Here is a 12,753-nt window from a genome sequence, read left to right as displayed (position 1 = left end):
CGATTGGCAAACCATCGGCGTACACGCCCACCCCTCAGACGACGGTGATGATTCCTGCGCTTCCAATGCGCTGCCAGGGAAGTCCCAATACCAGCGCTTGGAGCTGTTCATTGCTGAGTTGCTGGTGCCGACCGACGCCCGGTGTGGGCCAGACAAATTTGCCTTGATGGAGCCGACGCGCGGCCAGCCAGATGCCAATACCGTCATGTACCAGAACCTTCATGCGGTTGGCACGGCTGTTCGCAAATAGGTAGGCATGGTGCGGGTGGGCAGCGCCAAACACCTGCACGACTCGCCCCAGCGCCGTATCCGTACCCGCACGCATGTCCAGTGGTTGAACTGCCAACCAGGCGCAGTCGATGCGGATCACTTGAGAAGGGCGCCCGACCAGCCGGCAAATTCATGGGCAGCAGATATGGGCCAAGTGACGGTCATGCTCAAACTACCTTTGCGGACCTCCACACGAATCGTGCGCTCCACGGGCTCGGCCGTTTGCGTGAGCAGGGGCACCGGGATAAATGCTGGCATGTCTATCGGCTCTGACGGACGGGCTTCGGCGTGAGCGTCCGGTTGTGCTTGCTCCTTCAGCTAGCGGTGCAACACATTGGCGTTCATGCTGTGCGCGCTGGCCACCGCTGCGATGGACGCGCCCGGCGCCCTGCACGCGGCAAGCAAGGCGGCTTTGGTATCTGCTGAATAGGTTCGCTTGCTACGGCGCACGAAATACCTCGGGGTGTCTGAGTCTTTGAGCATTGCGTCCACGATCATGGTTGTGGACACAATGGTGCTCAGGCACGCCTCAATCAACAAGGCGACTTGGCTGGACGTACATGGACGCTCCCGGTTTGCCAAGCTTTCAATTCATGACGACTCGAAGGTAAAGATTGCACCCGTACATTCGGACTTTAGTTGTGACTTTGGATCACTGTCCCTGATGGGATTCGCTGGTTGACGCCTCGATCGCTTACACGCACTCTAGGTGCCTCGTCCGGCACGGGCTTTGTCAACCACGGTCTGACCTATCTTGCCATCACTTCATGATTGCCTGAGCAATCGGTGGTTCTGTTCTCCCTGTCTGGCTTTCTTATTGCATTACTTCACTCGGCCGGCTTGGCTACGTGGCCGCCGTGGCGGGCGTGTAGTCAGGCCGGAACTCTCGCTCATGGGCTAACAATGCCCAGACGATGCGCGCATTTTTATTGGCCAGCGCCACGGCCGCCACATTCTTGTTCCGGCGATTAACGACCCCGTTAATCCAACTACAGGAATCCGGTTTCTGCTGCGCGCGGTAAATGACCGAACGTGCACCGTGAATCAATAGGGTGCGCAGATATGTGTCACCGCGTTTGCTGATACTCAGCAGGTTCTGCTTCCCACCACTGGAATGCTGCTTTGGTACCAGGCCCAGCCAAGCTGCGACCTGACGGCCTCCGTCAAAGTTCTTCGCATCTCCCAGTGAGGCAACCAGCGCGCTGGCAGTGATAGGTCCGATGCCTGGCACTTGTGCCAGTTTGCTACTGGCATCACTTTGGCGGTGCCACTTCACGATCTGCGACTCCAGTTCGTCGACTTGCCGGTCGAGCTCCTTCAGGTGATCCAGCAACCGCTGCACGAGAACCCGGAATGAACCCGGCAAATCGTTGCCGGCATCTTCAATGAGTTCAGGCACTCGGCCCGCGATATAGCCAATCCCCTGGGGAATGACCAATCCAAATTCCGACATCAAGCCCCGAATTTGGTTGGCCTGTGCCGTGCGCGCCCTGACAAAGCCCTGTCGAACGCGGTGCAATGCCAACACTGCTTGCTGCTCGACATTTTTGATTGGCACAAATCGCATGTTGGGCCTGGCTACCGCCTCACAGATTGCTTCAGCATCTGCCGCATCGTTCTTGTTGGTCTTGACGTACGGTTTGACAAATTGCGGAGCCATCAATTTGACCGTGTGACCGAACCCTTGCAGTTTGCGGGCCCAATGGTGGGCACCGCCACAGGCCTCCATACCGATAAGACAAGCAGGGAGATTCACGAAAAATTCCGCCAGTTGGTCGCGGCGCATTTGCTTCTTGATGACGACCTTCCCGTACTCATTCACGCCGTGCACCTGGAAGAGATTCTTTGCCAGATCAATACCTACAGTAGTAACCTTCATATCAGACGCTCCTTCTGTTCAAGTGGTTGTTTCGCATCTCCACTTTGGCACACTACGATGCCGCGAAAGGTGGGAGCGTCCATCCCATTGCTTACATATGAAGCGGCCTTTCTCCAGCCGTTTGGCAAACAGACACAAGCCCTGTCCGTCCCACCAGAGTAACTTTACAATGTCACCACGGCGGCCGCGAAACACAAAAACATGACCGCTAAATGGGTCATGCTCTAGCGCGCCTTGTGCAATGGCCGCCAGCCCATCAAAGCCACGACGCATGTCGGTAAGTCCTGCAGCCAGCCAAATCCGCGTTCCCGCGGGCAAGCCAATCACGCGATATCCCTAAGTGCCATCAGAACGCTGCGTACCTTGGCTGGATCAACGCTGCCACGCAGCACTACGCGCGCGCCACCAATTTCAACCTCAATGACACCCTCATCGCGCACAGCCTTGTCAGGCGCCAGTGAAGGCATGGCCGGATGCGCCTCTTGGGCATTCACTGAAACTGGCAGCAGCAGCGGTTGATAAGTGACTTGTGGAGCACGCTTGCGATCAAGTTTGGTTCGCCTCCACTTGAAGACCAGATTGGCGTTGATGCCGTGCTCCAAGGCGATGGCGGCAACCGATGCTCCTGGCTGATGTGTCAGCTCGACAACCTTGCGCTTGAAGGCCGCGCTGTATGTGCGTTTGGTCTTAATGACGGTGGGCGAAACTGGCTCTTGCATGGTATCCACCGTGGCTTGTTAAGTGCACACCTCGATGGAGTGTGTCTTGAGCCAAGAATGCCCGTCATATCAGTGGCATGCAATGACGGTATTCGCCGGACTCTTACTTTTGACAATCTGTTCGTTGTCTTGCTTCAGTGACTTGATGAGTCCTGTGTCCCAAACCGCGTGCAAGTTGCTACCGCGCATAAAGGCTTGGAGCTGGTAGCTGTTGCCTCCGCGGTCGTCCCCGAAACCGGCGTGAAGAGGTTGATGAATGTCGCCGATGAAGTGCACCACGTACTTCAATGCTGTCAGTCGTTTCTCGTCATCCCCGGGAGTGCGTAGGACTTCAATCTGTCGGTCAATCGCGGCGATCACGCACTTCCCATCGGGGCAGTCTCGCTCTTGCTGGTAGTTGCAGTCCCCACGCGGGAAGTTCACATAGTGTCAAGCGGCGGTAGCAGGACTGCGATGTTCGTCCGCCCAAGTAGAGATACTGGCCAGAGTGGCGCCTGGCTCCTGGGCCAATAGACGGTCGACTTCCTTACGCGCAGCAGGTGAGAGTTGAGCTTCTGCCAGCATGGCAACGATCTTGTGTCCATCGCTCCCCCAAGCCAGCGCGTGATGGCTATGAGCCGCCAATGCAAGCAGGCATGTGTGGAACAGTGTTTTCAGGAAACGGTGCATGGATGGTTCTGGAGGCAGTCTTTGCTTTGGATTGAGCCTACCCGAATCCCATGGGTTTGCGTTTGGACAGTCAGATCGTTAAACTGTATAAATGTAAGGGGTATCCCTTTAGCTTCTCTTGGGCCTTACCCTGCGCAAGCTGCGCAGGGTAAGTATCCATAAACCATTAATGTTTCAGGGAATCATTGGTCCACATCATCATTGGACGGCATTGAGCGAACTTTCTCCAGTAATACTGGTAAATCTGAAGTAATCGTCTCCCAAACGATATCCAAGTCTACTTGGAAGTAGCCGTGCGAAAGTACATTTCGCATCCAATATGCATCGTCCCAAGGAAAGTCTGCATTATTCTTTGCGAACTCCTGATGGAGAGTTTGCACGTTGTGCGAAGCTTCGCCGATGATTTCAATATTGCGAATCACGGCATCCTGAATCAACGTGTTCCCAAGCCAAACATCTTTGTCAATGCCTTTGGTATAGGTGTTAATTCGTTCGATGGCTTGAGCGATGTGATTCAAATAGTCAGGTAAACGAATATTTACCTTCTTCATAAAGGCTGCGCCTCAGCCAATACGTGGGCTCTGAATTTCTCAGGCAGCGCCTTCGGCGTCAGGACGTCCACAGGAACGCCCAACACTGCCGTCAACCCTTTTTTAATCCTTGCAATATCTAGCAAGCTGGTTTTCGGGGTGGGGTCCACGAGAAGATCCAAGTCACTGCTCTCGGTGTCATCCCCATGCAGCACAGAACCAAAAACACGAGCGTTCAGCGCATTGTTCATTTGAACAATACGAAGAATTTCAGTTCGATTGGCTTTGAGCGCCTCTGAAGGTTTCATTTCTGCATTCCGCTTGTCCGCAAGGGGGGCCGTTGCATGCAATATATCTCATATAACTGCTTCAATGGAATACACAGAGCAGCTGTGCCCACGGAGCACATTTGCCCCGTGAGGGTTTAATTTCGCTTCGTTTTCGTAGCTGTGTCGAGCTCAGGGCTCGACTATAGTTGACATGCCGCTACAAGAGCGGCGCGATGAGCCGAAACTCAAAGTGGGGTCAGTATATCCACTGCCTACTAATTCAGCAACCGGCAACCAGGTCTCCATAGGTAACAGGCCCCGTAGCCACTGCTTGTTGCAGTAGCCGGTAAAACAGCAGCCCCCTAGAGCGGGACGTTCTCCGGTTGAACCGAAACACAAACTCGTCCAGTTAGTAGTCCAATTGGCTAGGCTGGACAGCACCGTGATGGGTTCCCATCATCCAGCGTTGCAGCAAGGCAGCCACCCGGTGAACACCTGGCATGGATTGATGGGCTGGGACATCGGATCTCATGTGAACCGTGACTTTGTGGTCAAACCCGAGGTCTTCAATCTTCCGATAAGCACCCGATCCATCGCTATGTACTTTGGACCGGACTTCGACGGTTTCCATGATGAAGGATTGGAGGCTTTGCTGGTTTCCGTGTTCCAGCCGCTGGATTCGGATTCTCCCAAATCCTTTGGGCAATACCTCCACTGCAATCGCAACCATCGCTTTGGTCGTATTGCTTTGCCGCCCTTTGGCAGAAATTGGGTGTTTGCGATCTGTCCATGCCTGTCCCAGATCATCCGCTCGCTGTGCCTGAATTCCTTTGGCGCCTGTCCGTCGCCCCCATGATGGATTGGGCCGATAGTCGTAAAAAGTCCGATTTAAATCAATGACTTACGACTTTTTGAAATCGTGATGTAGCACTTTCGTAGCACCGAAATTGAAGTATCGAATGGCAGTATTCACTTTTTGTGGAAAAAAGCTGCCCCAATTTTGTTTTTTCATTGCGGTTTTCAACTTGGGGTTGGGCCTTGGCTTGAAATTAAAAGCTCCAAATTTCGACTGACCGCCACTGCACTGAGCAAAAAAAGATCAGCTCTAGGTCGTTGCTTGTCAGGAGGTTAGCTTGTGGATAAACTGTATAAATGTACAGTAACTGCGTTAGCTACCCGCCGGTCCCCATCACCGCCACTCCTTGCCTGCTGGACCTCGTCCCAACGCGCATCTGTGCAGGCTTCCCAAGCCCTGCGGAAGACTTGGGAGCTGAACGCATTGATCTTTCCAAAGTCCTGATCACCCACCCGCAGGCGACCTTCCTGCAGCGTGTCTCCGGTCACTCCATGAAGGACGCAGGCATATTCGACAACGACATACTGGTCATTGACCGAGCCATCAAGCCGCGGCACAAGATGATCGTGGTCGCTGTGGTGGATGGAGAGTTCACCGTCAAACAGCTCTACCAGCGTGCCGGGCGGGTCAAGCTGCAGGCTGCAAACCCCACTTATCCGGACATAGTGCCCAAGGAAGGCCAGACCATAGAGATCTGGGGTGTGGTCACCAGCTGCATCAAGCAGTTTCCTTCCGCCTGAAACATTGCCTTGGTGACTCCATGTACGCCCTGGTAGACGGCAACAACTTCTATGTTTCCTGTGAGCGGGTGTTCAGACCTAGTCTCAACGGCTTGCCGGTGGTTGTCTTGTCCAACAACGACGGATGCGCCATTGCCCGCAGCAACGAGGCCAAGGCGCTGGGTATCGCCATGGGTGCCCCCTGGTTCCAGATCAAGCACTTGGCTGAGGATGCCGGCTTGGTAGCCCTGTCTGCCAACTTCGCCCTGTACGGTGACATGTCCGATCGGATGATGAGCCTGGCAGCCGGCCTCGGCCCAGCCCAAGAGATCTACAGCATCGATGAATCCTTTATCGACCTCAGTGGCGTCAAAGGTGACCTGATAGAGCGCAGCCACAAGATCCGCGCTCGCATCCTGCAATGGGTAGGCATTCCCTGCGGTATCGGTATCGGCCCCACCAAGACCCTGGCCAAGCTCGCCAATCACATTGCCAAGACCGCCGAACGCAAGCCAGGTGTCTACCCCGACAAGCTCGCGCAAGTCTGCAATTTGGCAGCTCTGGATCAACCAGAGCGTGATGCCGTGTTCGCAGCCACCGCAGTGAACGAAGTCTGGGGAGTGGGCAGGCAGATCAGCAAGCAGCTTCAAGCCGGAGGCATCCACACGGTGTTGGACTTGATGAAGCTAGACCCTGCCACTGTAAGAGGCAATTGGTCTGTGGTGCTGGAGAGGACCGTCCGGGAGCTGCAGGGCACTTCCTGTATCGATCTGGATCACACCCCAGCTGCCAAGAAAGAAATCGCATGCACGCGATCCTTCGGTCGTCCCATCATCGAACATCATCACCTGGCCGAGGCCGTTACCGAATTCGCCTCTAGGGCCGCAGAGAAGGTCAGGAAGCAACACAGCCAGGCAGGACAGGTACTTGTCTTCATTCGTACAAGCCCGTTTCGCAAAGATGCTCAGTACAGCCGCTCCATGGTCACGCCCTTACGACGCCCCAGTGCTGATACCACCTGCATCGTCAAAGCAGCCCTTCAAGGCCTGAACCATATCTTCAAGCCAGGATTCAACTACGCCAAGGCAGGCGTAATGCTGCTGGACCTGCAACCCGATACCAACCAGCAGGCAGAACTGGATCTGGAGGATGGCGACTCCGAAGAAGACCGAACCAAACTCATGACTGCCATGGACACCCTAAATCAGCGCTTCGGTAAAGGCACGGTTCTGACCGCTAGTGCAGGCCTTGATGGAGTGCGGAGAGAGTGGTCGATGAAGCAACTGCGGAGAACCCCGGCATACACCACACGCTGGGATGACATGCCAGTGGCAAGAGCGTGAAACATGACAGAAACCAAAACAGAAACCAGCAAAGACTCCAGCAAACTGCGAAGTGCAAAGCACATTGCAGTCGTCAACGGCATTGGACTCAAGAAGGTACATGCCAAAAGACTCAGAGACATGTACCGGTCTGCCGGATGGCCCTGCCTAGATGTCGTGGAGATTGAACTCTTGGCTGCCGGTCTGCTGGAGCGATTGAAAGAGGAGGGTGGTCATGAACGTATGCGAGTCACTGATGTCGGTATTCAGTTCCTCGCACTAGCTGCCAACTCCAACCGACAAGCCAAAGACCCTCACGAAGCGCTCGTTGAGAAGGTCGCCCACGACATGCTCAAAGAGGGGCGACTGGTGTGGACCAACCTGAGCCTCAGAGCCAAAGTCACTTTGCAAGAAGAAGAGCAGGGGAGTTGGCGCTACTGCATGCCGGATGTCTTCTCTATCCGCAATTCCTCAGTCCAGGCCTATTTGGAACCGGTAGTGCATGAGATCAAAGTGAACAGAGCCGACCTGCTGGGAGATCTCAAACGACCGGAGAAGCGAGCTGCTTACCTGGAGCTCGGCGGGCAGTGCTGGTACGTCTTGGGTCGAGACGCCAAAGACAGGCCCATCGCAGAGCCCGATGAAATTCCGGTTGAATGTGGCGTCATCCAACTGGTTCAAGAACGACTAGAGATTTTGCGGATGGCGCCCAAGAGGCAGTTCAACCACCTGCCATTTGCTGTCTGGATGAACTTGGCTAAGGCTACGCCGTTGAGGCGATCAGATACGGAATCGCATCAGCAGATGTATTGATGCGCAGTGCAACCCATCCATCTTGAAGGTGTGAGGGGTCTGAATATGGGCCTACAGCGTCCGACCTTGTACGGACGGAGAAGGCGCCCATCTGAGGCAACTTGCGGCTTCCTGTGTAGGTGACCACCTCAGCTGAGTGCCTTTGGAGCCGGCATTCATCGACACCCAGCATCCGCCGGGCACTGATTTCCTCATGCAGAGGCACAGTTGAAGGGCGTCTCTGACTTCTCCTACGCTCAAGATCTCAGGGCCGCTTCGAATGGAGTGTCGGGCAATTATTGGGAATTAGGGGGTGCGGACAAAATCTTGGACTACCTGGAGGTAGTTTATGTATTCATACGAAGAGCGAATTCGTGCAGTAAAGCTGTACATCAAGCTTGGCCAGCGCCTCAATGCGACCATCCGGCAACTAGGCTACCCCACCAAGAACGCTTTGAAGGGCTGGTATCGGGAGTACATCCAGAGTCAGGATCTGAGGACCGGCTATGTACGCCTGTGGCAGAAGTATTCAACCCAGCAGAAGCAAGTTGCAGTTGAGCACTTCATGGAGCATGGTCAATGCATGGCCTTCACCATGAGAACTCTGGGTTACCCGAGTCGGGAAGCTCTGAGCGATTGGATCAACGAGTTACACCCGGAACTGCGGCGCAAAGTTGTCACCAAAGCGGCTAACGTGTCCCACACTCCAGCCCACAAGGCTGCTGCTGTCCTTGATTTTTGTACCAGGCAAACCAGTGCAACTGCGGTTGCAAAGTCCGTTGCAGTGAGCAGGTATACGCTGTACAAGTGGAAGGATCAGTTACTTGGCAGGGAGGCACCAACACCTATGAAGCAAAAGACCACAGATACACCTGACGTAGATCCCGCCAAGCTGACGGAATTACAGCAGCAGGTGGTTTCTCTTCTGCGCGATATCCGACGTCTGCAACTTGAGCACGACATCTTGAATAAGGCCAATGAACTCCTAAAAAAAGGCCTGGGCGTCACCCCGCAGCTCCTGAGCAACAGGGAGAAGACCCTGCTGGTTGACGCCATGAAGAACACCTACACATTGACCGAATTGCTCACAGCGTTGGACTTGGCTCGCAGCTCCTACTTCTACCACTGCGCCCGGCTCAAAGGTCCGGACAAGTATGCAAACGCCCGCATAGCTATTGCCGACGTATTCCAAAGCAATCATCGTTGCTACGGCTACAGGCGAATGCGGGCTGCACTTGGCAGGCGGCATGTGCACCTCTCGGAGAAGGTCGTGCAACGGCTCATGAAGCAGGAATGCTTATTCGTCACGGCAAACAGAAGGCGCCGCTATGGGTCATATCTCGGAGAAATCAGCCCAGCGCCGCAGAACCTGATCAATCGGGACTTCCAGGCAGATTCTCCCAATGAGAAATGGCTGACAGACATCACAGAATTCCAGATCCCAGCGGGGAAGGTGTATCTCTCGCCCATGATCGACTGCTTCGATGGCCTGGTGGTGAGCTGGACTATCGGCACGCGTCCTGATTCCGATCTGGTCAATACGATGCTCGACGCTGCCATTGAGACAGTTGCCACCAGTGCAATGAAACCCGTCATCCATTCTGATCGTGGTGCTCACTATCGCTGGCCTGGGTGGCTGCAACGGGTGCATAACGCCAAGCTCACGCGTTCGATGTCGCGCAAGGGTTGTTCGCCTGACAATGCGGCCTGTGAGGGATTCTTTGGTCGCTTGAAGACGGAGTTGTTCTATCCACGCAACTGGCAGAACACAACAGTGGATCAATTCATCCAGACCGTCGACTCTTACATCCGCTGGTACAACGAGAAGAGGATCAAGATATCCTTGGGTTCACTGAGCCCCATCGAATACCGGGCAAGGCTTGGAATCAGTGTTTAACCAGTTCAAGTTTTACGCCGCACCCCCTTATTGTGGAATCAATAATTTATTGACTCCACAATAATTCCCAATAAAAGCGCTGCAAGAGCGCATCCGAGGCCCGCTCTTCGCAAGCTAAAGCCTGCCGAATAACTCACGAATGACCTGCCCGGTGTGTTTCGGACCAGTTGATGCTTTAGAAGCCGGTTTCTTCTTAAAAGAGAGACGGAGATGAAGCAGGGGCGGTTCAGCACCGAGCCGATTGTTCGGATACTGCGTGAAACGGACCAGGACAGTTTGGCGGTGGTGGCCAAGCGCCACGGAGTGAGTGACGCCACCAGCTACATCTGGTGCAAGAAGTTTGGATAACTCAACAGCCGCTTTGGGCCAACTGCAGCCATCCATGAACGACTGCTTTCGGGCAATGGGATACCATTCACCCATGGGTCGCCTTTTGCTCATCCTGCTGGTCATGTTGCTACCTCTGCGCGCTTGGAGCGCGGAGCGCATGGTCCTCCAGATGACCCTGAGCCAGGCAGCGGTGCAAGTCGCCGATGAGCAGATGGCCATGTCTGGTATGCCCGCAGACTGCCCCATGATGGCCCTGCCCGCATCGGAAGCGGAGAAGTCACCCACACCGTCCAAGAGCCACATCGGCTGCCAGACCTGCCAACTGTGCATTACTCTGGCAACACTGAGCTTTCCGTCCACCGATCTCTTGACCCATGCGCGGCAGACCCTTCCAGCGTCCACCAGCGCCAGCTTCATCAGCGCCGACCTCGCGCGCCAGGTCAAGCCACCCATCCTCTAGTCCTTACAGCACAAGTACGTCCGCACCACGCGGGTTTTGTTGGGGCTGAGTGCCCCGCCGACAAGGATTGTTATGAAACATTGGATTTTGGCCATCGTGCTGGCCTGTACTACGTCCGTCTGGGCCGCCCCTGACTGGACACAAGCACGCATCGTCACCCTCGAACCCGAGCGAGCCCGGGTCACCCTCAAGCACCAGCGCATCGAGAGTATCGGCATGGAGGCCATGACCATGCCCTTCAAGGTCGATGGAGCGATCAAGCTGGATAGCTTCAAAGCCGGTCAGAAGGTCCGCTTTACCGTCGCTGCAATGGAAAACCACTTGGTAGTGGACCAGATGGAGCCCGTCAAATGAGCGGCCGCGTACGCAGCCGGCTGCTGGGCTGCCTGGCTCTGACGCTATCCCTTCCAGCCTTCAGCGGGCCCATGGGGTTCAAAGACAGCTGGATGGCGATGGGCGACTTCAGTCCCAACTGGCAGGAGGCCTTTGCCAACTACGCACTTACACCACGGGATGCGATTGGGGCTTCTACGCTCTACATGCGCTCGGATGACGAGAGCAAGAGCCGCCAGCTGGTGGACGCCACCTACACCCGGTTGGTGAAGCGCTGGAACCTGCCAGACGCCCAAGCCAATGTCTGGTTCCTGGGTGGCCTGGGCAACGTGACCGGCAATGACTTCTCCGGCTCCAAAGCCATGGCATCTCCGGGGATTCAGGTGGACTATGAAACCACCCGTATCTACGTGTCGGCTACGACCAGGCTGTACCGCGCTGACGGCATCAACCATGACTACGCATCTGCCCGCCTGGGTTTCTCGTTCTACGAGGTGGATTACGACGAGACCCAGCCCTGGTTGATTGTTGAAGCGCGGCGCATGAACGACCTGTCAGACAAGACGGAGGTCACTCCCATGCTGCGCCTGATCCACAACCGCTACTTCGTCGAACTGGGGGTCAACAACAGCTCCCAGGGTCGCATCAACTTTATGTACATTTTTTGAGGAGTTCATCATGAACAAACTAGTCATTACCTTAGCACTCGCGCTTGCCGCATTGCCGTCCTTCGCCACCACCAGCATCAAGGCGACAGTCAACGGCATGGTGTGCGCCTTCTGCGCCCAGGGCATTGAAAAACGCATCTCCAGCATGCCGGCCACCAAAGCGGTCTATGTAGATCTGAAAAAGAAGACAGTCGCCATTGAGGCCAAGGAGGGACACTCCTTGGATGCGAATGCAATCACCGCCGAAATAACCGACGCCGGCTATGACGTGGTGAAGCTGGAAACCGTGCAGAAATCCGTTGAGGAGATTAAGGCTGAAATCAAGGGGGGTAAATGAGTGCGGATGGCGTCAGAGAATCCCGCAGCAGCTTCTGGACTTCGGTGGCGAGCCTGTTTGCCACCTCCAGCACCCTGGTGTGCTGCGCCATTCCGGCACTGCTGGTGGCCATGGGTGCAGGCGCGGCGTTGTCCTCACTGGTTGCTATCTTCCCGCAGGTCGTCTGGTTGAGTGAGCACAAGGAGGCTGTCTTCGCCCTGGCCGGCGTGATGATGGCGGGAAGTGGGGTCTTGCAGTGGCGCAACCGCCATGCGCCTTGCCCTACCGATCCGGCCTTGCGCGATGCCTGCATGCGGACTCGCAAGGTCTCCTGGAAGGTGTACCTGCTGAGCGTGGCTTTCTATCTCATGGGCGGTTGGTTCGCCTTTATTCAGCCTTGGTTGAGCGAATGAGGCGGCGAAGGGCGTCCAAGGACGCCCTTTTTACGCAATTCACAGTTCGCTCTTTCGCTTTAACGCAACCCATGAATCGAATGTCTGCTATTGGGTGGAAAATTTCAGCTCAGCACTTCCGCTCTGGGTCGGCAGCGTAGATCTATTCGACCGATCTAACGGCTCTTGGCCACGGGGGCCGATGTCGAAATGCCTGAAATACATGGGCTCAAAAGTATCTCTTCGTAATTGACATCACAGGTAGATGTCGTACCTTGATTTCGCCAGAGATTCGACATGAGCAACCAGTCCGGACATAGGTACCCATTTAT

At 55.3% G+C, this 12,753-nt stretch carries 18 protein-coding genes and 2 pseudogenes; 10 read left to right on the top strand and 10 right to left on the bottom strand.

What is annotated here, in order from left to right:
- Positions 1–34: 34 nt before the first annotated feature.
- The 10 genes and pseudogenes from tnpB (ACOAP0_RS08160) to ACOAP0_RS08115 all read right to left on the bottom strand — a co-directional run.
- Entirely contained in the window at positions 35–370 is a 336-nt protein-coding gene (gene tnpB, locus ACOAP0_RS08160) for an IS66 family insertion sequence element accessory protein TnpB (RefSeq protein ID WP_498374859.1), read from the bottom strand.
- Entirely contained in the window at positions 367–528 is a 162-nt protein-coding gene (locus tag ACOAP0_RS08155; protein ID WP_498374860.1) for a hypothetical protein, read from the bottom strand. The genes tnpB (ACOAP0_RS08160) and ACOAP0_RS08155 overlap by 4 nt, the downstream gene beginning before the upstream one ends.
- A gap of 60 nt (positions 529–588) precedes the next feature.
- Positions 589–852 carry a transposase gene (locus tag ACOAP0_RS08150; protein ID WP_498391368.1) on the bottom strand — a complete coding sequence of 88 codons (264 nt, stop codon included), beginning with the start codon at positions 850–852 and terminating at the stop codon, positions 589–591.
- Positions 853–1,114: 262 nt separating this feature from the next.
- A complete protein-coding gene (locus ACOAP0_RS08145; RefSeq protein ID WP_498374862.1) occupies positions 1,115–2,149 on the bottom strand; it encodes an IS110 family RNA-guided transposase in 1,035 nt (344 codons plus the stop codon).
- Between the two features lie 18 nt (positions 2,150–2,167).
- Positions 2,168–2,476: an IS66 family insertion sequence element accessory protein TnpB gene (tnpB, locus tag ACOAP0_RS08140; RefSeq protein ID WP_498374863.1), complete on the bottom strand. Its 309-nt coding sequence runs from the start codon at positions 2,474–2,476 to the stop codon at positions 2,168–2,170.
- Positions 2,473–2,868, bottom strand: coding sequence for an IS66-like element accessory protein TnpA (tnpA, locus tag ACOAP0_RS08135; protein ID WP_498374864.1), 396 nt, complete (start codon positions 2,866–2,868; stop codon positions 2,473–2,475). Before tnpA ends, tnpB (ACOAP0_RS08140) begins: the two co-directional genes overlap by 4 nt.
- A gap of 69 nt (positions 2,869–2,937) precedes the next feature.
- Positions 2,938–3,537, bottom strand: a pseudogene (locus tag ACOAP0_RS08130) (S1/P1 nuclease).
- A gap of 182 nt (positions 3,538–3,719) precedes the next feature.
- Positions 3,720–4,088, bottom strand: a complete 369-nt coding sequence (locus ACOAP0_RS08125) for a HepT-like ribonuclease domain-containing protein (protein WP_498374865.1) — start codon at positions 4,086–4,088, stop codon at positions 3,720–3,722.
- Positions 4,085–4,375, bottom strand: coding sequence for a nucleotidyltransferase family protein (locus tag ACOAP0_RS08120; protein WP_498374866.1), 291 nt, complete (start codon positions 4,373–4,375; stop codon positions 4,085–4,087). Before ACOAP0_RS08120 ends, ACOAP0_RS08125 begins: the two co-directional genes overlap by 4 nt.
- 241 nt (positions 4,376–4,616) lie before the next feature.
- Positions 4,617–5,129 (bottom strand): annotated as a pseudogene (locus tag ACOAP0_RS08115) (IS1595 family transposase); the annotation flags it as partial.
- Between the two features lie 359 nt (positions 5,130–5,488).
- On the opposite strand from ACOAP0_RS08115, the gene ACOAP0_RS08110 reads away from it, so the two are divergent.
- From ACOAP0_RS08110 to ACOAP0_RS08065, 10 genes are all read left to right on the top strand, one after another.
- Positions 5,489–5,932: a LexA family protein gene (locus ACOAP0_RS08110; protein ID WP_313878302.1), complete on the top strand. Its 444-nt coding sequence runs from the start codon at positions 5,489–5,491 to the stop codon at positions 5,930–5,932.
- 20 nt (positions 5,933–5,952) lie between these two features.
- Positions 5,953–7,254 carry a Y-family DNA polymerase gene (locus tag ACOAP0_RS08105; RefSeq protein ID WP_498374867.1) on the top strand — a complete coding sequence of 434 codons (1,302 nt, stop codon included), beginning with the start codon at positions 5,953–5,955 and terminating at the stop codon, positions 7,252–7,254.
- A gap of 3 nt (positions 7,255–7,257) precedes the next feature.
- Positions 7,258–8,046, top strand: coding sequence for a hypothetical protein (locus ACOAP0_RS08100; protein WP_498374868.1), 789 nt, complete (start codon positions 7,258–7,260; stop codon positions 8,044–8,046).
- Positions 8,047–8,374: 328 nt separating this feature from the next.
- Positions 8,375–9,922, top strand: coding sequence for an IS3 family transposase (locus ACOAP0_RS08095; protein ID WP_498374545.1), 1,548 nt, complete (start codon positions 8,375–8,377; stop codon positions 9,920–9,922).
- Between the two features lie 210 nt (positions 9,923–10,132).
- Complete coding sequence (locus ACOAP0_RS08090; protein ID WP_498374870.1) at positions 10,133–10,270, top strand: transposase; 138 nt, start codon at positions 10,133–10,135, stop codon at positions 10,268–10,270.
- A gap of 73 nt (positions 10,271–10,343) precedes the next feature.
- On the top strand, positions 10,344–10,712 hold the full coding sequence (locus ACOAP0_RS08085) for a hypothetical protein (protein ID WP_498374871.1): 369 nt from the start codon (positions 10,344–10,346) through the stop codon (positions 10,710–10,712).
- A gap of 72 nt (positions 10,713–10,784) precedes the next feature.
- On the top strand, positions 10,785–11,066 hold the full coding sequence (locus ACOAP0_RS08080) for a copper-binding protein (protein WP_498374872.1): 282 nt from the start codon (positions 10,785–10,787) through the stop codon (positions 11,064–11,066).
- Entirely contained in the window at positions 11,063–11,713 is a 651-nt protein-coding gene (locus ACOAP0_RS08075; protein WP_498374873.1) for a hypothetical protein, read from the top strand. Before ACOAP0_RS08080 ends, ACOAP0_RS08075 begins: the two co-directional genes overlap by 4 nt.
- Before the next feature lie 10 nt (positions 11,714–11,723).
- Entirely contained in the window at positions 11,724–12,050 is a 327-nt protein-coding gene (locus tag ACOAP0_RS08070; RefSeq protein ID WP_498374874.1) for a heavy-metal-associated domain-containing protein, read from the top strand.
- Positions 12,047–12,442, top strand: coding sequence for a hypothetical protein (locus tag ACOAP0_RS08065; protein ID WP_498374875.1), 396 nt, complete (start codon positions 12,047–12,049; stop codon positions 12,440–12,442). Before ACOAP0_RS08070 ends, ACOAP0_RS08065 begins: the two co-directional genes overlap by 4 nt.
- Positions 12,443–12,753: the final 311 nt, after the last annotated feature.

The organism is Curvibacter sp. Hmag1.1 (assembly GCF_059769165.1).
Note: the sequence above shows the minus strand (reverse complement) of the source record. Positions and strands in the feature narration are given on the sequence as shown.

Bases quoted from the DNA above. Each gene is read 5' to 3' on its own strand.
- ACOAP0_RS08155 (WP_498374860.1), bottom strand. From the start codon at position 528: ATGCCAGCATTTATCCCGGTGCCCCTGCTCACGCAAACGGCCGAGCCC.
- ACOAP0_RS08145 (WP_498374862.1), bottom strand. From the start codon at position 2,149: ATGAAGGTTACTACTGTAGGTATTGATCTGGCAAAGAATCTCTTCCAG.
- tnpA (WP_498374864.1), bottom strand. From the start codon at position 2,868: ATGCAAGAGCCAGTTTCGCCCACCGTCATTAAGACCAAACGCACATAC.
- ACOAP0_RS08125 (WP_498374865.1), bottom strand. From the start codon at position 4,088: ATGAAGAAGGTAAATATTCGTTTACCTGACTATTTGAATCACATCGCT.
- ACOAP0_RS08120 (WP_498374866.1), bottom strand. From the start codon at position 4,375: ATGAAACCTTCAGAGGCGCTCAAAGCCAATCGAACTGAAATTCTTCGT.
- ACOAP0_RS08110 (WP_313878302.1), top strand. From the start codon at position 5,489: ATGTACAGTAACTGCGTTAGCTACCCGCCGGTCCCCATCACCGCCACT.
- ACOAP0_RS08105 (WP_498374867.1), top strand. From the start codon at position 5,953: ATGTACGCCCTGGTAGACGGCAACAACTTCTATGTTTCCTGTGAGCGG.
- ACOAP0_RS08100 (WP_498374868.1), top strand. From the start codon at position 7,258: ATGACAGAAACCAAAACAGAAACCAGCAAAGACTCCAGCAAACTGCGA.
- ACOAP0_RS08095 (WP_498374545.1), top strand. From the start codon at position 8,375: ATGTATTCATACGAAGAGCGAATTCGTGCAGTAAAGCTGTACATCAAG.
- ACOAP0_RS08090 (WP_498374870.1), top strand. From the start codon at position 10,133: ATGAAGCAGGGGCGGTTCAGCACCGAGCCGATTGTTCGGATACTGCGT.
- ACOAP0_RS08085 (WP_498374871.1), top strand. From the start codon at position 10,344: ATGGGTCGCCTTTTGCTCATCCTGCTGGTCATGTTGCTACCTCTGCGC.
- ACOAP0_RS08080 (WP_498374872.1), top strand. From the start codon at position 10,785: ATGAAACATTGGATTTTGGCCATCGTGCTGGCCTGTACTACGTCCGTC.
- ACOAP0_RS08075 (WP_498374873.1), top strand. From the start codon at position 11,063: ATGAGCGGCCGCGTACGCAGCCGGCTGCTGGGCTGCCTGGCTCTGACG.
- ACOAP0_RS08070 (WP_498374874.1), top strand. From the start codon at position 11,724: ATGAACAAACTAGTCATTACCTTAGCACTCGCGCTTGCCGCATTGCCG.
- ACOAP0_RS08065 (WP_498374875.1), top strand. From the start codon at position 12,047: ATGAGTGCGGATGGCGTCAGAGAATCCCGCAGCAGCTTCTGGACTTCG.